This is a genomic window from Serratia sp. P2ACOL2 (assembly GCF_003691565.1).
GTDB lineage: Bacteria > Pseudomonadota > Gammaproteobacteria > Enterobacterales > Enterobacteriaceae > Serratia > Serratia liquefaciens.
This window is the reverse complement of sequence record NZ_CP033162.1, coordinates 798,295-820,317: the sequence shown is the minus strand read 5'-3', so window position 1 is coordinate 820,317 and position 22,023 is coordinate 798,295. Positions and strand designations below refer to the sequence as shown.

At 55.3% G+C, this 22,023-nt stretch carries 22 protein-coding genes and 1 pseudogene; 6 read left to right on the top strand and 17 right to left on the bottom strand.

The annotated features are described in order from the left end of the window. Positions 1-84: 84 nt before the first annotated feature. The gene (gene rdgC, locus EBA31_RS03925; protein ID WP_020825435.1) at positions 85-996 is read left to right on the top strand and encodes a recombination-associated protein RdgC; all 912 of its coding nucleotides are present in this window, start codon (positions 85-87) and stop codon (positions 994-996) included. A gap of 191 nt (positions 997-1,187) precedes the next feature. Here the strand turns inward: rdgC and ppnP are convergent, their stop codons facing one another. From ppnP to EBA31_RS03890, 7 genes are all read right to left on the bottom strand, one after another. Further along, positions 1,188-1,478: a pyrimidine/purine nucleoside phosphorylase gene (gene ppnP / locus EBA31_RS03920; RefSeq protein ID WP_044548616.1), complete on the bottom strand. Its 291-nt coding sequence runs from the start codon at positions 1,476-1,478 to the stop codon at positions 1,188-1,190. A 211-nt stretch (positions 1,479-1,689) separates the two neighbouring features. Next, entirely contained in the window at positions 1,690-2,367 is a 678-nt protein-coding gene (locus EBA31_RS03915) for an AroM family protein (RefSeq protein WP_122077460.1), read from the bottom strand. Between the two features lie 4 nt (positions 2,368-2,371). Next, positions 2,372-3,301 (bottom strand): DUF1177 domain-containing protein, encoded by a 930-nt coding sequence (locus tag EBA31_RS03910; RefSeq protein WP_122077458.1) that lies wholly within the window; start codon positions 3,299-3,301, stop codon positions 2,372-2,374. Between the two features lie 31 nt (positions 3,302-3,332). Continuing rightward, a complete protein-coding gene (locus tag EBA31_RS03905; RefSeq protein ID WP_122077456.1) occupies positions 3,333-4,898 on the bottom strand; it encodes an OPT/YSL family transporter in 1,566 nt (521 codons plus the stop codon). Positions 4,899-5,097: 199 nt separating this feature from the next. Then, positions 5,098-5,871 (bottom strand): IclR family transcriptional regulator, encoded by a 774-nt coding sequence (locus EBA31_RS03900; protein WP_122077454.1) that lies wholly within the window; start codon positions 5,869-5,871, stop codon positions 5,098-5,100. 600 nt (positions 5,872-6,471) lie between these two features. Beyond that, positions 6,472-6,672 carry a YaiA family protein gene (locus EBA31_RS03895; protein WP_020825429.1) on the bottom strand — a complete coding sequence of 67 codons (201 nt, stop codon included), beginning with the start codon at positions 6,670-6,672 and terminating at the stop codon, positions 6,472-6,474. Between the two features lie 46 nt (positions 6,673-6,718). Beyond that, positions 6,719-7,123, bottom strand: a complete 405-nt coding sequence (locus EBA31_RS03890) for a nuclear transport factor 2 family protein (protein WP_122077452.1) — start codon at positions 7,121-7,123, stop codon at positions 6,719-6,721. Positions 7,124-7,224: 101 nt separating this feature from the next. Here EBA31_RS03890 and EBA31_RS03885 point away from each other — a divergent pair, with 101 nt between their 5' ends. Next, entirely contained in the window at positions 7,225-7,983 is a 759-nt protein-coding gene (locus tag EBA31_RS03885; RefSeq protein WP_232807755.1) for an AraC family transcriptional regulator, read from the top strand. Here EBA31_RS03885 and EBA31_RS03880 read toward each other — a convergent pair. The 6 genes from EBA31_RS03880 to EBA31_RS03855 form a co-directional block, all read right to left on the bottom strand. Then, positions 7,940-8,527 carry a TetR/AcrR family transcriptional regulator gene (locus EBA31_RS03880; protein ID WP_115059898.1) on the bottom strand — a complete coding sequence of 196 codons (588 nt, stop codon included), beginning with the start codon at positions 8,525-8,527 and terminating at the stop codon, positions 7,940-7,942. The two genes, EBA31_RS03885 and EBA31_RS03880, sit on opposite strands and share 44 nt — an antisense overlap. An 82-nt stretch (positions 8,528-8,609) precedes the next feature. After that, the gene (locus EBA31_RS03875) at positions 8,610-9,656 is read right to left on the bottom strand and encodes an aldo/keto reductase (RefSeq protein WP_048759653.1); all 1,047 of its coding nucleotides are present in this window, start codon (positions 9,654-9,656) and stop codon (positions 8,610-8,612) included. 173 nt (positions 9,657-9,829) lie between these two features. Beyond that, entirely contained in the window at positions 9,830-10,354 is a 525-nt protein-coding gene (aroL, locus tag EBA31_RS03870) for a shikimate kinase AroL (protein WP_020825424.1), read from the bottom strand. A 115-nt stretch (positions 10,355-10,469) separates the two neighbouring features. Further along, positions 10,470-10,988 (bottom strand): GNAT family N-acetyltransferase, encoded by a 519-nt coding sequence (locus EBA31_RS03865; protein ID WP_122077448.1) that lies wholly within the window; start codon positions 10,986-10,988, stop codon positions 10,470-10,472. Positions 10,989-11,078: 90 nt separating this feature from the next. Beyond that, positions 11,079-13,208, bottom strand: a complete 2,130-nt coding sequence (locus tag EBA31_RS03860; RefSeq protein ID WP_046374388.1) for a TonB-dependent siderophore receptor — start codon at positions 13,206-13,208, stop codon at positions 11,079-11,081. Then, complete coding sequence (locus tag EBA31_RS03855; protein ID WP_122077446.1) at positions 13,201-14,316, bottom strand: ABC transporter substrate-binding protein; 1,116 nt, start codon at positions 14,314-14,316, stop codon at positions 13,201-13,203. The genes EBA31_RS03860 and EBA31_RS03855 overlap by 8 nt, the downstream gene beginning before the upstream one ends. A gap of 216 nt (positions 14,317-14,532) precedes the next feature. On the opposite strand from EBA31_RS03855, the gene EBA31_RS03850 reads away from it, so the two are divergent. Further along, a complete protein-coding gene (locus tag EBA31_RS03850) occupies positions 14,533-14,997 on the top strand; it encodes a GNAT family N-acetyltransferase (RefSeq protein ID WP_122077444.1) in 465 nt (154 codons plus the stop codon). Here the strand turns inward: EBA31_RS03850 and EBA31_RS03845 are convergent. Both EBA31_RS03845 and EBA31_RS03840 read right to left on the bottom strand, forming a co-directional pair. Next, positions 14,994-15,551: a class I SAM-dependent methyltransferase gene (locus EBA31_RS03845; protein WP_020825419.1), complete on the bottom strand. Its 558-nt coding sequence runs from the start codon at positions 15,549-15,551 to the stop codon at positions 14,994-14,996. The two genes, EBA31_RS03850 and EBA31_RS03845, sit on opposite strands and share 4 nt — an antisense overlap. 239 nt (positions 15,552-15,790) lie before the next feature. After that, on the bottom strand, positions 15,791-16,075 hold the full coding sequence (locus EBA31_RS03840; protein ID WP_020825418.1) for a DUF1471 domain-containing protein: 285 nt from the start codon (positions 16,073-16,075) through the stop codon (positions 15,791-15,793). Between the two features lie 307 nt (positions 16,076-16,382). Here EBA31_RS03840 and EBA31_RS03835 point away from each other — a divergent pair, with 307 nt between their 5' ends. Then, entirely contained in the window at positions 16,383-17,558 is a 1,176-nt protein-coding gene (locus EBA31_RS03835) for a low temperature requirement protein A (protein WP_122077442.1), read from the top strand. A 56-nt stretch (positions 17,559-17,614) separates the two neighbouring features. On the opposite strand, the gene EBA31_RS03830 is transcribed toward EBA31_RS03835, so the two are convergent. Further along, on the bottom strand, positions 17,615-18,979 hold the full coding sequence (locus tag EBA31_RS03830; RefSeq protein ID WP_116691200.1) for an esterase-like activity of phytase family protein: 1,365 nt from the start codon (positions 18,977-18,979) through the stop codon (positions 17,615-17,617). 447 nt (positions 18,980-19,426) lie between these two features. Here EBA31_RS03830 and aqpZ point away from each other — a divergent pair, with 447 nt between their 5' ends. Continuing rightward, positions 19,427-20,122 carry an aquaporin Z gene (gene aqpZ / locus EBA31_RS03825; protein ID WP_115059915.1) on the top strand — a complete coding sequence of 232 codons (696 nt, stop codon included), beginning with the start codon at positions 19,427-19,429 and terminating at the stop codon, positions 20,120-20,122. A 114-nt stretch (positions 20,123-20,236) separates the two neighbouring features. On the opposite strand, the gene EBA31_RS03820 is transcribed toward aqpZ, so the two are convergent. Then, a complete protein-coding gene (locus EBA31_RS03820; RefSeq protein ID WP_122077440.1) occupies positions 20,237-21,007 on the bottom strand; it encodes a class I SAM-dependent methyltransferase in 771 nt (256 codons plus the stop codon). 118 nt (positions 21,008-21,125) lie between these two features. Here EBA31_RS03820 and EBA31_RS03815 point away from each other — a divergent pair. Beyond that, positions 21,126-21,910 (top strand): annotated as a pseudogene (locus tag EBA31_RS03815) (helix-turn-helix transcriptional regulator). Positions 21,911-22,023 lie beyond the last annotated feature (113 nt).

The window sequence follows — 22,023 nt, the reverse complement described above, 5'->3', positions numbered from 1 at the left end:
ATTTTTCGCCTCTGATTCGTTATTATGCCGCCCTGCTTTTGATGAATAAGCGTGCCAGGTGCACGCCCAGCCAGGGATAACATTATGCTGTGGTTTAAGAATTTGATGGTTTACCGTTTGAGCCGCGAAGTTGCGCTAAACGCGGATGAAATGGAAAAACAGCTCAGCGCTTTTGCTTTCACCCCGTGCGGCAGCCAGGACATGGCGAAAACCGGCTGGGTCTCCCCTATGGGCTCCCACAGCGACGCATTGACGCATGCGGTTAACGGCCAGATCGTCATCTGCGCACGTAAGGAAGAAAAAATCCTGCCGTCGCCGGTCATCAAGCAAGAGCTGCAGGCCAAAATTGAACGCCTCGAAGGCGAACAGCACCGTAAACTGAAGAAAACCGAAAAAGACGCGCTGAAAGACGAAGTGCTGCACAGCCTGCTGCCGCGCGCCTTTAGCCGTTTTAACCAAACCTTTATGTGGATCGACACCGTTAACGATCTGATCATGGTTGACGCCGCCAGCGCCAAGCGCGCGGAAGATACCCTGGCGCTGCTGCGCAAAAGCCTGGGCTCTCTGCCGGTAGTGCCATTGACCATGGAAAGCCCGATCGAGCTGACGCTGACCGAATGGGTGCGTTCAGGTGAACTGCCGGCCGGCTTTATTATTCAGGACGAGGCGGAACTGAAAGCGATTCTGGAAGACGGCGGCGTGATCCGCTGCAAGAAGCAAAACCTGATCAGCGATGAAATTGCGGTACATATTGAAGCCGGCAAACTGGTAACCAAGCTGGCAGTGGACTGGCAAGAGCGCATTCAGCTGGTGCTGGCGGATGACGGCTCGTTGAAGCGTCTGAAGTTCGCCGATACGCTGCGTGAGCAGAATGACGATATCGATCGTGACGACTTCGCCCAGCGTTTTGATGCCGATTTCATCCTGATGACCAGTGAGTTGGCGGCGTTAATCAAAAACACCATCGAAGCTCTGGGTGGTGAAGCCCAGCGTTAAGTACACAAAGGCGCAAATCGCTGCGCCTTTGTTCCACATGAGTAGCTTCGCAACACAGATAGCATACCCAAATTAATTGGAGTTGCAGCTAGGCGGCAAGTGCGGGAATCCCCAGGAGCTTACTCAAGTAAGTGACTGGGGTGGGCGCATGCAGCCAACAACGCAGCAGCTTCAAGTCAGAAGGGTATGAATTACTTGCTCAAATAACGGCACAGATAAGCGGTTGCATCGGCAACCTGCAGGTTGAACTCACTGTGGCCCGGTACGAAGAACTTCTCACCCGGCATAAACACCTGCCAGTCCGGCGAGCCCGGCAGCAGGACTTTCAACGCCCCGGTAATCACGGTCATTTCTTCCGGCTGTGCGGTGCTGAAGGTGTACTCACCCTCTTCCATCACACCGACGCTGGTAAGGCCGATGCTGCTACTATCGAAACCGATAGACTTCACTTTTCCGGCAAAATACTCGTTCACTTTCAGCATAGACTGGCACCCGCGTAATCAACTTTATGGGAAATCCATATTGGGGGATTGTGGTTGATCTGTCACTGGTTTTTCACGCGAAATGCGATCGCGACGCAGAGTAAAATTCTGCCGGGCAATGGCTCATCAGCCAGCCACTCTGGATCCGCTGATAAAAACGCGCCAGACAGCCGCTGTCATTCGCCAGGCTAAGGATTTATTCTATATTAAATCAGTTAATTAGCTCAGCCGCCAACTTGGCGACCAGCACGTTGGACAGCAGCACCGGTATTTCAAGCCGCGCCTGCAGGAAATCGCGATGCTGGCGGTGATAGCCGATGCAATCCAGCACCACCACCTGCGCCCCTTGTCGCTGCAACTCACTTGCCGCCCGTTCCAGCACCGCGTCGTCCGCCAGATAGGGACTGGCCACGGCGAAACAGGGCGGCGTCGCCAGCCGTTGCCATTTGCCTGCTTGCTGGCTGATTTGCTCCGCTACCGGCACCACAATGCCGACCCGATGCTGGCTGACAATGGCGGAAATCAGCGGCGGAATAATGCGATCCGGCTCCAGCAACAGCGCGCGTTCGGCGTGCAGTCGGCCAAATTCTCCGGTGCATAGCAGCAGGATCACTTCACAGCCCTCGGCTTCCAGCTCACGGATTTTCTGCTGCAATCCCTTTTCGACCCGCGAGGCGCCCAGCCTCACCTGCGTACCGTCCAACAAGCGTGAAACCAGCACCTTCTCACCGGCCATGGGAGCGTAGCCTTGGTCAATCTGGCTGAGGCTCAGTCCGTCCAACAGCCCGACATGCCTCACCTGATCCGCGGGCAGAAAGGCCGACAGCAGCGGCATGATGTCGTTACGCGGCGCCTGGCCGATAGTCAGCGTGGCAAATGAGGCATTCATCCGGTTATTTCCTTTTTTGCAGGTGGCTGAGGCTGCCGTACAACGCCAGAAGCTGCGCGTATTCATCGGCCTGGTAAAACTGGCAGGTACCGCGCCCGAACTCTTTCGCCACTTCCACCGCAAACTTCACGGTCAGCGCAATATCCACTTCATGGCTGGCACCGGTACCGCAGCCCGGCACCACCGACTCGGTACAGATCGCTACGCCAACCACCGGCGCAGAAGTCGCGGTGGAAGGTTGCAGGATGCTGTTCAGGTGATGCACCCCATTGCCGTACGGCGTAATGTCCTGCGTGGTGATCGGGAACGTCACCGCCGGACGACCGCTGGTCATCTCCATAATCCGCAGCAAGTCTTCCGCCACCCGCAGGATGTAGCCTTCTTTCACCGTCGGCGACAGCGCGTAACCTTTGTGATTGATGATGCGGTTGCCTTTGGTGGTGTCGATAGACAAGATTGCATCGGCTTCCGCCACCACTTCATTGTCGTTCATCGTCACGTCGTCGATTGGCGAATCCATAAAATCGACCGGATCGTGCGGGCGGGTTGGCGCGTCAGGGCAAATATGGGTAGTGATAATGACATCCCCCTGCAACACGTCCCCTTTGCGCTGCATTTCTGCCAGCTTCAACGCGCTGGCAATCGCGGCAATTGCCCCGTCGCCGTCGGACACCAAGCCGATGCGCGTAGGCCGCGCACCGATACCGCCCAACCGGCCGACAATGCCCAGGGTTGGCGCATCCCCACCCTGGTTTTTACCGGCGCTGCCGGGGATATCGATGCGCACGAAATCGGTGGCGCCTTTCGGTCCGCTGGCTCGCAACGTACTGGCCCGGATGCCGGGATAAGACGCAAACAGATCGACGACGTCCTGACCGCTCACGTAGGCATTATCTATTAATTCAAAAACCTGCAGCGTTTGTTGCAAACTCATAATCGGCTGACCTCACAATTTAACCGGGGGGTTATTTCCCTTTGCTGGAAAAAATCGAATTGAAAAAGTTGTACAACGCGTCACCGGCAATAAAACCGGCCGCCATGATCTCCATCGGCGTGCGGCCCTTGTCGCCCCAGCGACGGATAATCAGGATGCGCAGCGCAATGCCAAGGAGCACCGCCCACCCCGCCAACGCGTTGTTGATCAGCAGGCCCGTAGCTAACAGCACGCCGAGCTGGCGTTTGGGCCCGCCAATCAGCTGCACGATGGCCCCGGGAATGGCCCAGATCAGCAAGCTGAAGGCAATGCCCGGCTGAGCGCCCGCCTCAATGGTTTTGGCGTACACCCGCGCTACCGGTGGGATCAGGTCCTGCAGGAAGTAGCTGCTATAAGCGAAGTACACCACCGGGATGGCAATAACAAAGGCGATCAAGGCGGCAAACAGTTGAATGCGACGCCCCAACAGCTCCTGCTGCAAATCTTTGCCGTAGCCGCGCAGAATAAAGCCGGCTTTCAGATCAAACCCCATGTCGGCAAACGCCGGGCCAGTGGCGGCGGTAAAACCGGTCAGCACGCACAGTGCCACCGGCGGAAAACCGATCAAGATGCCGATGATCAGGGTGATTAGCGCCACCGCAAAGGCCGGGAACCAGCCAGAGTGCATGGCGGCGATACCGACGATCAACTCATGCACAAAGGCAGCAAATGCAGCGTAAATCACAAACAACACCAGCATGGTCAGCGACATCTCGCTATACAGCCCGCTGGCCAACGCCAACAACGCAGCGATAACGATATAGCCAACGGCTCCCAGCCCCAGCGCCTTGCTGACTTCGCTATCTGCCTGGCTGTAACCGGCGGCGTCGACGTTTTTGCTACGGATCACCTGCACCACCTGGATCAACGCCACCAATCCGGCGCCAACCATTACCCCATGAGGAATAAAATGCGCATTGATGTCGAAACCCGCCATAGGTTCTGCGTAGGCGCGCAGCAGCAGGCCGACGCCAAACATCCCCAAAGCCCAAATATTGCCGATAAATGCGGTACCGAAGGCCGCCATCGGGATTTTAAGCATCGACCCGGCGATCCCCACCGCCACGCCCACCACCAGCAACCAGGCCTGTTTGCCCCCCCGATCGCCGGCCTTGATGGCTTCCGCCGCCGCAACGCCTGGCGGCCAGGCGTTGGCGGCAGGAAAGATTTTGGTGTCAAACATGCGATACAGCAGGTAGGCGTCAAGCAACATTGCCACGGCCACACCGCAAAACATCGGCAGGATCAGCTGCGGCTGCCCCATCACATAAGGCACGGCAATGGGCATCAGCAATGAATTGGCAGCGCCAAAGGTGGCGGAGGAAATCACCGTTTGCGCCAGGTTTTGCGTATGTACCGATCGATAACGCTGGAACATCTGCAGCGGAATGCGCGCCAATAGCATCGCGAACAGCGCCCCGATGATCGACGTATTGGGGGTCACGCCCAACGTAGTGATTAGCTGCACACCGATGATCGCCCCAACGATGGACAGAATCACCATCACCAGCAGCGTACCGATATCTTTCAACGGATTTATGGTGGTATTGGATTTCATAGAGTCAATTTCCCTGAATATTCGCTGGCGCATGGCAAAGGTCATTTTTCGGCGTCAGGCTGCCGTCGTAGTTCCGATATTTGGAACTACGATTTGAATTAATAATTTTTTGACCCGTAACCTTAAGTGAAATAACTAACGAATTCCCTGGTGTTGGCTTTCATTAATTACTCCGTGCTAGCAGAACTATTTCGATGCGTTATTTGATCTGTTGCCAATAATCATCACCGAACTTTTCCGCTAATTGCCGAGATACCGTCATCAACGCTTCTAATACGGCAGGAGAAAACGGTTGTTCGTCCGCTTGGGTGGCAAAGGATAAACAGAGCCCCACCGTCTCATTGCGGTGTTTATTGGTCACCGCCGTCGCCAGCGAACTGATCCCCTGCAAGGTTTCGTTACGCGCCAGGGACCAACCCTGCCGCCGAATTTGCGCCAGCTTGCTCAACAACGCATCCGGCGATTGCGGGGCGTTGGGCGAAGCCACGTGGTAACCCGCGGCATAGCGCGCAATAGCCTGTTCATCGCTAGCACGCGCTAAAATTGCCCTGCCCACCGACGTTTCCGCCGCCGGTGAACGGCTGCCCGCCGGCGTCACTACCTGGAGGAAGTGACGGCCCGGGAACATACGCATCACCATGATCTCCTGCCCCTCGAGCACCGAAACATAACCCGTGCAGCAAGTCAGTTGACTGAGCTGCACCATGCTGGCCGCCACGCTGTCCACCAGCGGCGTCGACAGATAGTGGCTGGAAACCGATAACAGCAAACGACCGATTTTATACAGCTTGCTGTCGGGATCGCGCTCCAGCATGCCCTGTGTTTCCATGGTCTGCAGCAGGCGCGATACGGTACTTTTCGGCAGCGCCAGTTGGTTCACCACATCGCTGAATGAAATACCGGGTTGCCCGTGCATCATTCGTTGTTGTGAAAATAACTTTAATACCACTGCGGCATTTTCCAGGGTTGTCATGGCACGCCTTGTTCCACTATATGGAACTTAGTTCCTGTTCGATAATTAGAAACTAAAACTCGCACAACTTATCGTCAAGCAGTTTATTTTTTACGCTGCGGAAAATTAAAGAGAATGATGCTTTTGAAAATAAAATAGCGGACAGATCGCCAAAGTCATGAGGGAAATTAATTTGCACATCTACTTAAGCTGGGGGAAATATCAGCACAAGCTGCTGAAAACGCCATTCACCTGAGCAAACAAAATACGCTTTGCCACCCCAGAATCAGAAGCGAGCGTTATGCAGACTGAAATCGATCGGCACAGTTAATTCCACCACACCGTTATAGAAAGTGTCGCCCGGCAGCGTAGGCAAAACGAAACGCGTCTTTGGGATAACGTTTAAGGCGGTTGAGACGACTACGCCTGCTGCAACAACATCAGCATATGGCGTTGAAACAACGCCTGTAACTCGGAATTGGACATCTCTTTTCCCAGAAGTGAAACACCCATAGGGGCGATAAAAATCACAAAAATGATGATCAATAAAAGACTGGAAAACAGAGGCTATAGCGGTAAAAACAAGAAACCGGCTTTACGCCGGTTTCTGAGGGATAACGATTAGTCTTCCAACGCAGGGTCCTCATAGCGGTGCTTGGCATCCAACGCTTCCTGCTCGGTTGCATGCTCGCTGAGCAGCGTGTTGGGTTCTATATCGTCGGTGCGCACCTCGAAACGGTGCATATGCAAGCTGGGATCGCCCCGGTCAACGGCGACCACTCGGGCGGTTCTCGGATAGCCTGGTCGGTTATTTTCGCGCATGTTGATCTCCCGTGTGATTCCACAGGATTAAGTATAGCAGCGCGATTTATACCGACATGCGTGACCCCAGATCGCGATCGGCGTGATCGCCCTCCATCAGTTGCGTCAGTTCATCGCAGGCGCAGATTTTGCCGTCACGTACGGTGAAATGCGCCAGCACCTTAACCAGACTAAGGCTGCCATCGCGCTTTTCCACCCGCACCCTATGATGCGTCAACACCGAATCGTCCTGCCCGGCAATGGCGACCATCTCCAGCGTCATGCTGCGAGTCAACTGCTTGAGCAACGCCATATGTTGCACAAACTGCATGTAGTCCAGCGTCTTGCCGTCCACCTGTTGACGGTAATCCGCACTGAAAAGCTCAGCGATCAGCGTCGGCTGATGTTGCGGGGCGGCGACAACCTTTTGCAAGGCATCGAGCACCAGGGCTGTGGAGGTTTTCGGGGTCATGGTCGATCTCCAGAATTGAATGACTCGGAGATCATAAAACGAACAGAGCATGGCATAATAACCACACTCGGACTTTTAATACTGCAAATCGGCCAATCATTATGATCCTGCAGAGCCAGCGACTTTGGCATGAGAAAAAACACCTGACGCCCTGGCACCAGCATGCCAGCGGACAGATCTACCTGTTGACCCACGGCATGATGGCGTTGGAAACCCGGGAGCGCCAATGGGCAATGACCGCCGGCAGTATCGGCTGGCTGCCACCCAACTGTGCGCACCAGGCACTGGCATGCGGCAACGTCATCGGCTGGAGTCTGTATCTGCCGGAGTCCTACTGTGCGACGCTGCCAGCGCAGCCGCATCTGAGCCCTGCCTCCGCATTGATTCAGGCGTTAATGGAACGTATTGCTCCTTTTGCGGGACAAGAGCTGGATCCGGCGCAACAACGCCTATTGCGGGTCTTGTTGGATGAGATTTCTGTGGAAGAGAGCGTACCGCTGCAGTTACCGCTACCGCAGGACGCCAGGCTGTTGAAAATCGCCCGCGCCCTGCTGAATGAACCCGCCAGCGCGCGTACCCAGAGTGACTGGGCCGCCTGGGCCGGGGTGAGCGTGCGCACCCTCAGCCGCCGTTTTATCAGCGAAACCGGTGTGACCTTCGCCCGTTGGCGCCAGCAAGCACGGGTGATTCGCTCGCTGGAGCCGCTGTCGCGTGGTGAATCGGTCGGTCGCATCGCCGGTGAATACGGTTATGACAATGTCAGCGCCTATATTGCCGCCTTCCGTCAGCGTTTTGGCACCACGCCGGGGCTGTATTTTAGTCAGCCTCAGCCGGTAACAGCGCCTGACGCGTCGCGTTAAGAAACTGTTCTGACAGCGCATCGCCCTGCGTTGCCCTTGCCAACGTCAGTGCCCCCACCAGCATCGCCATCTGCACCAGCGCCTGCTGTTGTCGTTGGGGTTGTTGTTCATCTGGCGAAAGCGACTCCAGCCGCGCCAACATGGCTTTCACACCGCTCAGGTAAGCCTGATGCACGGGTTTATCCGCCTCTTCGCGCGCCACGTCACCGGCCAGAGCGGCAACCATGCAGCCTTCGCCCGGGCAGTCGCGGTGCCTGACGTTCAGATAAGCGTCAACCAGAGTCTGTAAATTGTGCTGGTCGGGCTGACGGCTGGCGGCTTCCCAGCGCTGAGCGGATTCCTCTACCGCCCTGCGGCTGGCCACCGCCGCCAGTTCGTCCTTGGAAGCAAAATGGCCATAGAAGCCACCGTGCGTCAGCCCCACGGCCGCCATCAGATCGTTAACGCTGACGCCATTCAGGCCGCGTTCGCGAAAAAGCTGTGAAGACACCTGCTCAATCGCCTCGCGATTGCGCTCCATCTGCTGCTTTGAAACCCGTGCCATGGCGTTTTCTCCTTATCAATCAGGCATCATCTTAGGCTATCCATCGACAGCGCTCAATAGATGATGCCTTTCATCCAAAGAGTCAGGCGCGCGGGGTGCGCGGCGCGGCAAAGCGGGAACTGTCACCGCCCTGTGCACGCGCCAGCGTGTCGGCAATCTGCCGGTGAGGCGTGCCCGGTTCAATCGCGCTGACCCGATCCAGACGCGCCATCTGCTGCTCGTCCAACGTCAAATCAAGCGCCGCCAGCGTATCCTCTAACTGGTCCAGCGTGCGCGAACCCAGAATAGGGATCAGACTGGTGCTGGAATGCGCAGCCCTGTTGCGCAGCCAGGCGATAGCAACGTGGGTCGGCAGGGCCTGGTGTTCTTGCGCAATCGCCAGCACTTCATCCAGCAACGCGGTGTCTTTTTCGCGATGCACCAGGCGCCCCAACTCACTCAATCGACCAGCATCGCTATGGCGATACTTCCCGGTCAACAAACCACCGCCCAGCGGCGACCACAGGGTGGCGGCCATCCCCAGCGCTTCGGCCATCGGCAGCAATTCACGTTCTGCGGTCCGCTCTACCAGGCTGTATTCCACCTGTATACCTGCAATGCGCGCCCAGCCACGCAATTCTGCCAGCGTATCTGCACGGGCAATGCGCCAGGCGGGGAAGTTGGACAATCCGGCATATTGGATCTTGCCGGCGCGGATCAGATCGTCAAAACTGCGAACGATCTCTTCAAGCGGCGTCAGGTTGTCGGAAAAATGCGCCCACAGCAGATCGATACGATCGGTTTTCAGCCGCTTCAGGCTGTTCTCTACCGAGGCAATCATGTTTTTGCGGCTGTTGCCGGTATAGGCAATACCCGCGTCCGGCGCTGCACCCAAGGTGTATTTAGTGGCGACCACGAAACGGTCGCGTTCGGCGGCGATAAAATCCCCTACCATCTGTTCTGACTGGCCGAATTGGTAAGTATCAGCCGTGTCGATAAAGTTGCCGCCGGCGTCGACATAACGATCGAAAACCTGTTTGGCCTGTTCTTTTTCCGAACCGTAGCCCCAGCCGGTGCCAAAGTTGCCGGTTCCTAATGCCAGTTCAGAAACGCGCAGGCCGGTATTGCGGCCAAAGGTGGTGTATTTCATGGTAAAATCTCACGATTACGTTGCATTTATCAAAATAGATGATGATCATCATTATTTTATATATGTCACTCATCATTTATAAAAGCAAGCGCAATCTGCGGCGAAGGCAAAAACCAAGGGAAGATATGAAGCGCTCGGGCACGCGGCACGGTGCCCGAAAATGTCAGAGGGGATTACTTTACCGTTTCCAATTGCAGTACGGCGAGGATCTTTTCAACCACCTGCTGTGGGTTACCGGTGCCGTCCATCACGTAGTGCGCGGTCTCCTGATACAAGGCCTCGCGTGCGGCCAGCACTTCCAGCATCTCCTCAGCGATCGGACGACCGGTCAACGTGGGGCGTTGCGCGTCTTGCGGGTACTCTTCCAGCCGCTGCGCCAACACCTCGGCCGGTGAGCGCAGATAAATGACGGTGCCGTGCTGACGCATAAATTGACGGTTCTCTTCCGCCAGGATCGCGCCGCCACCGGTGGCAACTACAGTTGACGGTTGAGTGACGGTTTGCAGAGCAATGCTTTCACGGCGGCGAAATCCCAGCCAGCCTTCATTTGCGACCATTTCCGCCACGCTCATTTGCGTGGTCTGTTGCATAAACAGATCGGTATCGGTGAATTGATAGCCCAGCGCCAACGCCAGTGCACTGCCCACCGTGGTTTTACCGGCGCCGCGCGCGCCCACCATGAAAATGGTTTGTGTCATTACGGGTTGTCCCTTATACGGTGACTTGAATGCGTTAGCACGCCAGAATCCAGCGTGCAGATCGTGCGATGGCGTAGTTGCTGCATCATACCGCCATCAGCCTGTATTTCAATATTTACGATAGTGTAAACTCCATGGCACAGCGGCTGCCTGCGGCAAAACCCTGCGCCACCTCTTCCGCCAACCTTGCCCTCAACGACGGGCTGAGCCGTTCGGCGGCTATCGGACTGAACCCCAGACGCCGGTAATAAGGCGCATTCCAGGGCACGTCAATAAAAGTGGTTAGCGTCAGGCGCTGCGCGCCCGATAACGCGGCCTGTGCCGCAACCTCGACCAGCAGGTGGCGCCCGATGCCCTGACGTTGCCAGTTGGCAGCCACAGACAGTTCAGCGATATGCCAATCCTGCTGTTGCGGCACTACGGCGATAAAGCCGGCAACCTCCCCCGCCGCACCTTCCGCCAGCCATTCATTCTGTCGCTGAATAAAATCAGCATGCTGCTCTGCGCTCATCACAGGACCTTCAGCGATAAAACGCCAGCCCGGTTGTTGATGGAACAGCTGCGCCGCCGAGCGCTCAACGGCTATCAGTTGAGCGATATCCTGCGGCTGCGCCAAACGGATTTGCAGGCTCATCGGGTTCTCCTTAACAACGGGGCCGGCTATTTAACCAGATTTCCCCGACGGCAGATACCTGCTCGCCGGGACGTATTCCTGTACGAAAAATCAGAAGTCGACACTGGCGCGCAGCACCACTTCTCGCGGTTCCCCTACCGCCACGCGCAAATTGCCGCCGCTGGAAGGGTAATAGGTTTTATCGAACAGATTCTTCACGTTCAATTGCCACTTCACCCGATAACCCTGCACCGGCATGGTGTAAGCGGCGAAGGCATCGGCAACGGTGTAATTATCAAGACTGAAACTGTTGGCGGCGTCGCCTGGACGACGGCCAACATAACGCGCCCCTGCGCCAATGCGTACGTTGTCGCCGCTATACAGCCCCGGGGAGCCCAGATCCTGCGTCAGGAACAGCGAGGCGGTATGGCGCGCCACGTTGGTCATCTCCTTACCCTTGTTGTCCGGGTCATCAACCACACGCGCGTCGGTGTATGCGTAAGATCCGATCATGCTTAACGAATCAGTGATGTTGCCGGCAACATCCAACTCCACGCCTTGCGAGCGTACTCGTCCGGCGGTTCGGGTGACGGTTTCACCATCCACCAGTTCGCTGACCATCACGTTACGTTTGGTTATGTCGAACAACGCCAGGGTCCCGGTAACGCCGTTGGGCAATTCGACCTTGCTGCCGACTTCCCAGGCCTTACCCTGTTCCGGCGGCAATGAGCCAATCTGGCTGGCAATGGACGAGTTTGGCTTGAAAGACTCGGTGTAACTGCTGTACAGCGACACATAGGGCGTCAGTTTGTAGACCACCCCGGCGCGCGGCACCAATTTGCCGTCGGAGCTGTCGGTGTTGGTGACAAACGGCCGCCCTTTACCGGCAAAAACGTCAAAAGCGTCATAACGCAGCCCGCCCATCACCAACCATTTATCGGTCAATTGAACGGAATCCTGCATAAACCAGCCGTAGCTGGTGAGGTTTTCACGCTGATCGCTGTCTTTGGCACTGACGGCGTTCGAGGTTGGCATCAGGCCATACACCGGATCATAGATATTGAAATCGCTGTTCTTCTTGCCACGGATCATATCGCCGCGGTAGGTACGGTTATCTTCAAAATCAAAGCCAAACAGCATCTGGTGGTTGATGCTGCCCCAGTCAACGTCACCGTTGAGCGTCAGCTGTACCGCGTTGGCATGGCTGACAGCATGGGCGGTGGAGTCGGCCTGGCGCGACAGCACGCCAGTTTCAGGATCCAAAGCCAGCGCGCGCGCCTGATTGTCACTGTAACTGTTACGGCTATAGGCGTAGGTCAGAGAGCTTTTCCAGCTTTCATTCAGCACCTGATCAACCTGCAGGGTGACGCTGTCCTGATCGCCCCGCGTGGCGTTATAACTTTCGTCGAAGCGGCGGTCGCGCGGCGTATTTACCGGTTTGCCGGTGCGAGAATCAATGATGGTGCCGCGGTCGAACGGCACCAGATATTCCATATGTTCGTAGGCAACGCGTACCGTGGTGCTCTCGCCGTACCACATCAGCGACGGCGCAATCACCGTTTGGCGGTTACGGCCAAAGTTACGCCAGTAATCGGTTTCATCGTGATCGACAATCATCCGGTAGGCGAACCCGGAGGTACCAAGCGGACCGGTGACATCCAACTGACCGCCGCCGCCCTTGAAGCTGCTGCCCCAGCCTTCCACATGGGTGCGCTGCTGCAGCTGCGGCTTTTTGGTGATCATGTTGATCATCCCGCCCGGTTCCCCCATGCCGTAAAGCATCGAAGCAGGGCCTTTCAGCACCTCAACCCGCTCAGTGGTCGGGGTAAAATTACGCGCCTGCACCGAACGCACGCCGTCACGCAAAATGGAGCCGTCGCGGTTATCACCAAAACCGCGCTTCATCACCGCGTCCTGGGTACCGCCCAAGGTGTTCGCCTGGGTAATGCCACTGACGTTATACAGCGCTTCATCCAGGCTGCTGACCGCCTGATCGGTAATCACCTGCTGCGGCACCACGTCGATTGCCTGCGGCACATTCAGCAGGCTGGTCTCGGTTCGGGTGCCGGTCACACTGGTCAGCGGCTGATAACTTTGCACGCCCTTCGCAGAGGCCTGGCCGACCACCACCAGGGTTTCCCCTGGTTCTTTTTCGGCGGTTTTGTCGGCGCCGATCGCCGGTGCAGACGCACAGGCCGCCAGAGGCAGTGCGCACCACCAGCCGCGCTGGGTATTATTCATTTTGTAACTGACTCCAATAGGTCCCTGAAAAAGGTAACGGCAAAAATTGTTGATAGAGTTGCTTAAAGGTCTGTTGCGGGTTGATGTCAGCAAACAGATCCGGGTAAAACGCTTTGGCGAACATTTCGACCGCCACGACGTGGTACGGGCTGAGATAGAAGTTGTGCCAGATACTCCAGGCCTGATGATTTTTTATCGCTTTCAGGTTGGCGAGCATCGGCTGTTTTTGCATGATCTGACGGAAGCTTTCATCCGCTTCCTGCTGGGTAACCAGCGGCCCCAGACGCAAATCGGAAAAGCGCTTACCCTGTGGACCTGCCATGCCGGTGGCAATGTAAATATCAGGATTGGCGGTCAGAATGGTTTCCGGGTTCAGTTCGCCATAAACCCCTTTGATACTGGCGCTGGCGATATTGTCGCCGCCGGCAAAGGCCAGCAGATCGCCGAGATTGCCATGAGCCGCGGTGGTGCAGCAGGTTTCACGCCGCCCGAGGTGCAAATGCAGCATGACCTTGGGCTTTGGCCCCCGATAGCCAGCCAGGCGCTGCTGGATCACCGCCATATGCTGCTGGTAGAAGTCGATAAACTGCTCCGCACGCTGCTGACGGTTGAGCACCGTACCCAGCAGTCGAACGCTGGGTACGGTGTTATGCAGCAGGTCGATCCGTAAATCGACGTAGATAACGGCAATACCCGCCTTACTCAGCGCCGTTAGCAGCAAATCGCTGTCGCCCTCCTCCTTCGCATAGCGGGCAAGGATCACCAGATCCGGTTTCAACTGGATCAGATTTTCAATGTTAACCTGGCGGAAGTTGCCCTTGCTGATAGAGGGTATGGCTTTGATCTGAGGAAATTTCTGCGTATACAGCTGCCAGCTTTGCGCATCGAAACGCGCCATGTCTTCCGGCCAGCCGACAATACGTTGCGCAGGGTTACCCGGCTCCAGCAACGCCAGGGTATACAGCATGCGGCTTTCGCCTACCACGATGCGCTGCGGATTATCCGGCACCTCAACCTGGCGGCCAGTGATGTCGGTGACCATTTTCGCCTGAACGTTAAAAACGCCAAGCAGCAAGGAAAACAGCAGTAACATGAGGGAATTGCGCATGGGTAAGCCGGATCGGTAAAATATGCGCGCATGATAATCACTCTCATTAACACTTTCAATCACAACGCTTGGCGGATCGGTTAAATCCGCTGAATCACGCTATTTCGGCGCTGATACGTGAAAAATCGCTGTAAATGCCGTTTTATAAAGTTAAAAAATCGGTCGATAATGCGATCTGTGGCAAGCCAGATTGCAGATAATTCAGGAGGTACCGAGATGGCCCAACGTATTATTCCATTGGCGGAGTGCCCACAGTTCAGCGACGTTTGCGCCGCATGGGCGTTTGGTCAATGGGGTTCGCAACGCGGCGGTTCACTGGAACGCACGCGTCAACGCTTTGCACAGTGCGCGCAGCCGAGCGAAGATTACACCACCCTGCTGGCGGTCGAGGACGAACGCCCATTGGGCATGGCCAGCCTGTGGCCGAGCGACGATCATCATCGGATGGACCTTTCTCCCTGGCTGGCCGGCGTATTCGTCCATCCGGATCACCGTCGCCAGGGCATTGCACAGCGGCTGGAGGCGGCCATCGTGTTGTTGGCACGCCAACGCAATCACCCCGTATTGCACCTGATCACCGATAAATCCGAGGCGCTGTATGCGGGTTGGGGCTGGCAGACCATCGAACGCCGACGGCAATATGATGGCGAAGTGGTGGTGATGGAAAAAAAGCTGGGCTAACGCGGCGTGCAAATGTAAACCAACGCCGGCGGGAAGTTGCGCACCACCCGCAGCCGCTTCCAGTGAAAATAGCGGGACAGCAGCTTTTCCGACAGGTGGCTGTACTGAAACAGCACCAAGGTTCCGTTGCGCGCGAGCAAACGCTGCTGGGCCTGCTGCAAAATACGCATGCTGATTTTTAGCGGGATCGACAGCAACGGCAGGCAAGAGAACACCACGTCATAATCGCCGGCCATCTCTTCAGCCGAGCGATCCATCACCTGCAGACGACGATCGTCAATTTTCCGCAGCTGATGAACAAAATGAGATTGGATTTCAAAGGCCTCGAGCGAAGCATCTGCACGCATCCGGCCTAATATCCGCTTGGTCAGCACGCCGTCCGCCGCGCCCAGTTCGGCGATCGACAGCGCCCCGGTCCATTCAACCTGATTCAACATCGCCTGACATAGCCAGGGGGAAGAAGGTGCCAGCGTACCAATGGTGCGCGGCGAAGCCATAAACTGCTGGAGGTAGGAAAAGTGGTTTTTCAGTTGCAGCCGTGTCGCGTTTAACATTGGGGCCTCCTTAGGTTGAGTAGTCACCAATCTGACCCCAATTCCTTAAGTATTCATTAACATGTTTCCTAAAACCGCCGATACAGTTGTAATAAAATGCAACCGAGCGCAGATAAAAAAGGGTGTGGACATCATCATCGGGTAATCAAGTAATTGCATTACCGGTCAGATTATTATCCACACCCGTTTATTTTATCGGCCACCTGTTACAGTGGCCGAATTTTATTTACTGCAGACGATTAACGATATATTTCTGCATTACCGCGCCAGTTGCTGGAATCCCCCGGGGTGTCCAACCCGATAATACGAATGCTGCTGGCGCCGTCCGCCTGAGCTTTTTCTTTCAGTGCGTGAACCGCATCGCCCGGAGAACCGCTAACGCCGGAAACCGACACTACGCCAAGGCTTTGCATACCGCTGGCCTGCTCTGTATTGATCTGTTTTACCGATGACAGCGGCGCTGCAAAGGAAGAGAATGAAGCGGCTGCCAAAAGAACTGCTGCGATGCCAGGTAATAGTTTCATAATGAACTCCAGATGTTTTTGTTTATTTTCTCGTATCAGTGGAGTTAATTATCTACCAGGCAGTGAAAGCAGACGTAATCCAATGTAAAGAACATCAATCATTGTGATGAAAATAAGGAGGAAGTACGTGCAGGTATGTCTCTGGCAGGACAAAGCGGGTCTATACCGTCACTCTACCCCTGACAGATGACAATTTAAAGTCCGTTTGGCCAAGGAATATAAAAACCGCCCCTTTTAAGATTCTTCTCCCCGTAACCGCGACTGAACTACGCTATTTCTGAAGGTTATCATTATGGAAGGACTCCCTATGTCGCAAACCTTACTGCGTGTTCGTGATGGTCATGGTGCTTCGGTTTCGTTTTCGGAACTGCTGTTCGATCTGATTTACGTTTTTGCCGTTACCCAGCTTTCCCACTACCTGCTGCACCATCTGACGCTGACCGGCGCGGTGGAAACGCTGCTGCTGTGGTTCGCCGTTTGGCTGGCCTGGCAATACACTGCCTGGGTCACCAACTGGTTTAACCCGGATACCCGTCCTATCCGTATTCTGCTGTTTGGCATTATGTTGTTGGGCCTGTTCGCTTCTTCTGCTCTGCCACAGGCCTTTGGCGAACGGGGGCTGACTTTTGCGCTGTTTTACGTGGCGATCCAGGTGGGCCGATCGTGCGTGGTGCTGAACCTGCTGCTCGCCGGCCATCCACTGAAACAAAACTTCCGCCGTATTTTTGGCTGGATGTGTATTTCAGCGGTGTTCTGGATCCTTGGCGGCCTGGCGGAAGGTCATAACCGACTGTTGCTGTGGGCGCTGGCAGTATTGTGCGAATACGTTTCGCCGATGTTCGGTTTCCGCTTACCGGTGCTGGGTCGCTCCGACAGCAGCAGCGAATGGACTATCGAAGGCCATCATCTGGCGGAACGCTGCCAACTATTCGTGATCGTAGCGTTGGGGGAAACCATTCTGATTACCGGTTCGACCCTCAGCGAAATGGAGTCCTGGAGCGCACCGGTGCTGATTGCCTCACTGGTGGCGTTTCTCGGCAGCCTGGCGATGTGGTGGGTCTATTTTGATACCAGCAGCAAAGCCGGCAGCCATGCTATCAGCCAGGCGGAAAACCCCGGCCAGTTGGGCGCTAACTTCCATTACGTACACGTGGTGCTGGTTGGCGCGATCATCGTCTGCGCCGTTGCCAATGAACTGGTGATCGCCCACCCTGACGGCCATATCGACAATGTGACGGCAGCAGTGCTGCTGCTGGGCCCGGCGATTTACCTGCTCGCCAACGCACTTTACAAGCGGTTGGTGTATCGTCGGTTCCCGCTTTCGCACCTGGTGGGATTGATCGCTTTGGCGGTATTGGCGCCGATAGCTTACCTCACCGATTTACTGATGGTGAATGGCCTGACCACGCTGATTATGGTGGCCGTCGCGGTGTGGGAGAGTATTTCACGCGGCAGAACGCCGCAGGCCGGCGGCGTTCACTGATAAACCAGAAAACAGGGGGCAGCGCGCTATTGAGACGTCGCCCCCTGTTGCCTTATTTACTTCAGCGGTTGCGGTAGCGTCAGCACCCACAGCTCGCTAAGCGATTCCGGTTTCTCCAGCGGTTGCAGCTCGATACGGGTGGATACCGCTTTGCCGTCCAGGCTCAGGCTGCCCTGTTTATCCAGCTGATAATCGCCGATTTTCTTGGCCTTGGGTTGTGCGTCCACCAGCTTGGCCTGCAGGCCAAAATCGTTATCGTTAATCACCGCCAGGGTGCGATCGTCAATTAGCGACAGGCCCTCTACCTTCTCCTGTTGCCAACCCAATTTACGCAGATCCACCACTTCACGTTTCTGCGCCAGCTTCACGCCGCGCTTGGCGAGATCTTTGGCATCGTCAAACTCCAGCGCCTTGCCTTGGCCGTCGAAAGCCGTCAGATCGCTCGCCTGGCTGAGATCGACCAGATAGATCTTATTGATCATCTGCTTGTCTTTATCGCTGCCCTGCTCAACCAGCAGGATATGTTGGTTGTCCACCGCCACGATGTCACCCACCTTGGCGTCTTTGGCTTTTTTATAGCTGTCGATATCGATCGGATAGCCGTACATGGCCGTTTTGCCGCTGGCCGGATCAAAACTGACCAAGCGCGTAAACTGCGCCTTGTTTTTACTCTTGCCGTCGACGTCGAGCGTACTCTGCACCGCAGCCAGAATGCGTCCGTCCGGCAAACGGGTGATCCCTTCGAAGCCCCGGTTCGGCTGGCGCCACTTGATGATATTCGGTAACCCGCTGGCCACCGCTTGCTCCCCCTGCTCCGGGGTCGGGCCGTATTTGGCGAGGATCTTGCCCTGATTGTCGATATGGATCAGGAATGGACCATATTCATCACACAGCCAATAGCCGCCTTTACCGTCCGGCGTGATGCCTTCGGTATCCAGCCCACGTCGATCGCTTTCCAACGTTTTCAGCGTGTCGCTCAGCGCCACTTCATTGGTTGAACCAATCAACCCCGCCGGTAGCGGTAATCCGCTGATAGGGCCTTGCTGGTCATGCAGCGGGCGCAAGTTGCTGGCGACCGCCTTGCCGTCGCCAACGCGAATGTCCATCAGCAACGGCACAAACTGCGGATTAGCGAAGATTTTCGCTTCCTGATCGCCTACCGCAGGCGCGTCGGCATTCGGGCCGCGATCGGTCAACGTCGTTAACAGCAAGTCCTTACCCTCACGCCCATTGAATACCAGGCCCGATCCGATACCCACCGGTAATCCTTGCGGGAAATTCTTGGCGAATGCTCCCTGATAACTCACATGTTCGCCACCCGGAAAACTGACAATATAACGCGCCACTTCAACGTCGGTGGCAGCATAAGAAAACAGGGGGAACAACGCGCTGATTAACAGCGAAACTGATTTTATTTTCATGATGTTGGCTCAGTGTTATGGGGGTAGAGTTGGCAGCTTGCTAAGGTATTAGTCTTACATGACAGCCTGATGACAAACGGACCTAATGCTATGAATTGCAGCAACAATTAAATATGGCAAATAGGAATTAGCAATTAACGCAGACAATTCGAATGGAAAAAACAGATAGAAAATCAAATTTAACCATAGCTATTTTCCGCTAAAAATACCTATACCAGCTAAGCTTAGGGTAAATTCTTATAACAGCGATAAAAAAAACAGCAAACGCACGAAAAACCTTAGAATAGGGATGAAGTCGCATAGACAAAATTAATTCCCGGGGATTTAATACCCGCTGTTACTCAAGGTGCATTAAGAAATTACTTATAGAAACCTGCATTAATTTAAAAAGGTGTTCTATAGTTTTTAGTGCTAACGCCCGTTAGTATTTTCCGTGGGATGGAATCTATGTCAAAGCGACTTTTTGCCGAATTTTTTGGCACATTTTGGTTGGTGTTCGGTGGTTGTGGTAGCGCAGTATTAGCAGCTGCATTCCCACAACTGGGTATTGGTTTTCTTGGTGTCGCACTCGCTTTTGGTCTGACTGTAGTCACTATGGCTTATGCCGTTGGCCATATTTCTGGCGGGCACTTTAACCCGGCCATTACCGTAGGTTTATTTGCCGGTGGTCGCTTCGCCGCGAAAGACGTTATTCCCTACGTGATTGCTCAAGTGATTGGCGGGATTGCTGCAGCGGCGGTGTTGTATTTGATCGCCAGCGGCAAAGCAGGTTTTGATCCTACCGGCGGCGGCTTTGCTTCCAACGGTTACGGTGAACATTCACCGGGCGGTTATTCTCTGCAATCCGCGATTGTTATTGAATTGGTATTGACCGCATTCTTCCTGATCGTTATTCATGGCGTGACCGATAAGCGTGCACCGGCAGGATTTGCTCCGCTGGCCATCGGTTTGACATTAACGCTGATCCACCTGATCAGTATTCCGGTAACCAATACTTCTGTTAACCCGGCACGCAGTACCGGTGTAGCAATATTCCAGGGAACCTGGGCATTGCAACAGCTTTGGGTATTCTGGCTGGTGCCATTAGTCGGTGGTGCTATCGGCGGCCTGATTTATCGCTGCCTGTTGGAAGACAAGAAGTAATTTATACCCGGTAATGTTCTGTCAGGGCAGCCGCTATATCCAATGGACTTCCGGTTATCGCTAATCACGCGGTAATCGTAAAGATAAAGGGTATATAGGCTGCCCTGAAATTATTTATCCTCTGACCGCCTCAAACATCATAATATCGCTGGTGAATGAGCCGTCCGGCTGAATGGCAAAATGCTGCAGCACCTCTTCAGAAACCCCCTGTTGCAACGCTCGGATCGCGGTAACGAAATGCTCCGGCGTACGCATACGTGCGACCCAACTGCTGAATTCCAGATATAACCTGTCCGACGTCACTTCCCGTACCAGCAGCCCTGATTCAGTCAGTAACCCCAACCATTCACCCGGCGCATAATTGCGGACATGCGAAGTGTCGCGCAGCACCTCAACGGTTTGCAGATAGATATCCAGCAGCGGATGTCCCGGTGAGACCACATCCATAAAGATCGCTCTGCCGCCCGGTTTCAACACCCGGTGCACTTCGCGCAGCGCCTGGCCGACATCATGCCAATGGTGAGCCGAATAGCGGCTAATCACCAGATCGAAGCTGGCGTCCTCAAACGGCAGTGATTCCGCGACGCCCTGCTGCACCTGAATATTATTGAAACCTTTCTCTACCGCGGCCTGGCTCACTACCGCCAGCATTTGCGCCGACAAATCGTAGGCCACAACCTGAGCCACTTTCGCTGCGGCGGTAAAGCTGGCATGCCCGGCCCCACACCCCAGATCCAGCAGCCTGGCATCGGGATAAGGCTCCAGCAACTGAGCCAGTCGCTGCAGATCCTTCCCCTGTGCATGAACTGCGCTGGTCAGATAGGCGCTGGCCTGCTCACCAAATTGACGATCGACCGCATTTTTATGGCTGTTGCTGTTGCTCATATGTGCTTCCTTTTTTGTCTGGCTTGCGCCGGTGCCGGATGGCTTTTTTATTACTATAATCAGCTTAATATACGGGTACAATATGAGCAGTTATCCTAGTATGAGAAGGTACCAGCCTATGCAATCTGAAGCCTTATCCGGCCCCAAAGCCCTCGGCGCTTTCCTGCGTGCGCACCGTGAACGCATCACGCCGGAAATGCTGGGCTTACCCACCGCACCACGCCGCCGCACCAGTGGACTGCGCCGTGAAGAGCTGGCGCAAATCAGCGGTATCAGCGCCACCTGGTATACCTGGATCGAGCAAGGCCGCGAGGTATCCATCTCGCCGCATACGCTGGCGCGTATCGCCAAAGTACTGCGGTTAGGGCATGCCGAGCGCCACTACCTGTTTACCCTGGCGCGAGTCGCAGACCCCGAACAGGAACAACCTCACGAAGCCGACAACAGCGCGGTGCTGCAAAGCGTTAACCAGGTGACGGTGCCTTGCTACCTGCTGGATATCACCTGGAATGTCGTCGCCTGGAACCCGGCGGCGGAAAGCCTGTTCTGTGGTTGGCTGGGCCAAGCCGCTACGCCCAATCTGCTGCACTTTATGTTTTTCCACCCGTTAGCCAAAACGCTGGTCAGCGACTGGGAGGAACGGGCACGCCGCGTGGTCGCCGAGTTTCGTGCCGAAACCAGCCACCATCAAAATACCGAAGAGATGCGCGCTTTCGTGCGCAACATGACGCACAACAGCGAAGCCTTCCATCACTGGTGGAAACAGCATGACGTACTGGCACGCGAGGGGGCGAGCGTACCTTCTCTCATGTGCAACACGGGGAGCTGCGCTATCGTCAACTGACGTTTAATCCATCGGAAAATAGCGGTCTGAAACTGGTGATGCTGATCCCTCTGACGTAACGGGTAACAAATTCATAAACAGGTTTACCTGCCATTTATTTATTGGTTCATCTAAACGCGCTAGGGTGACAGTTACCGATGATATCTATCATCCAGTATCGTTATTCATCTCC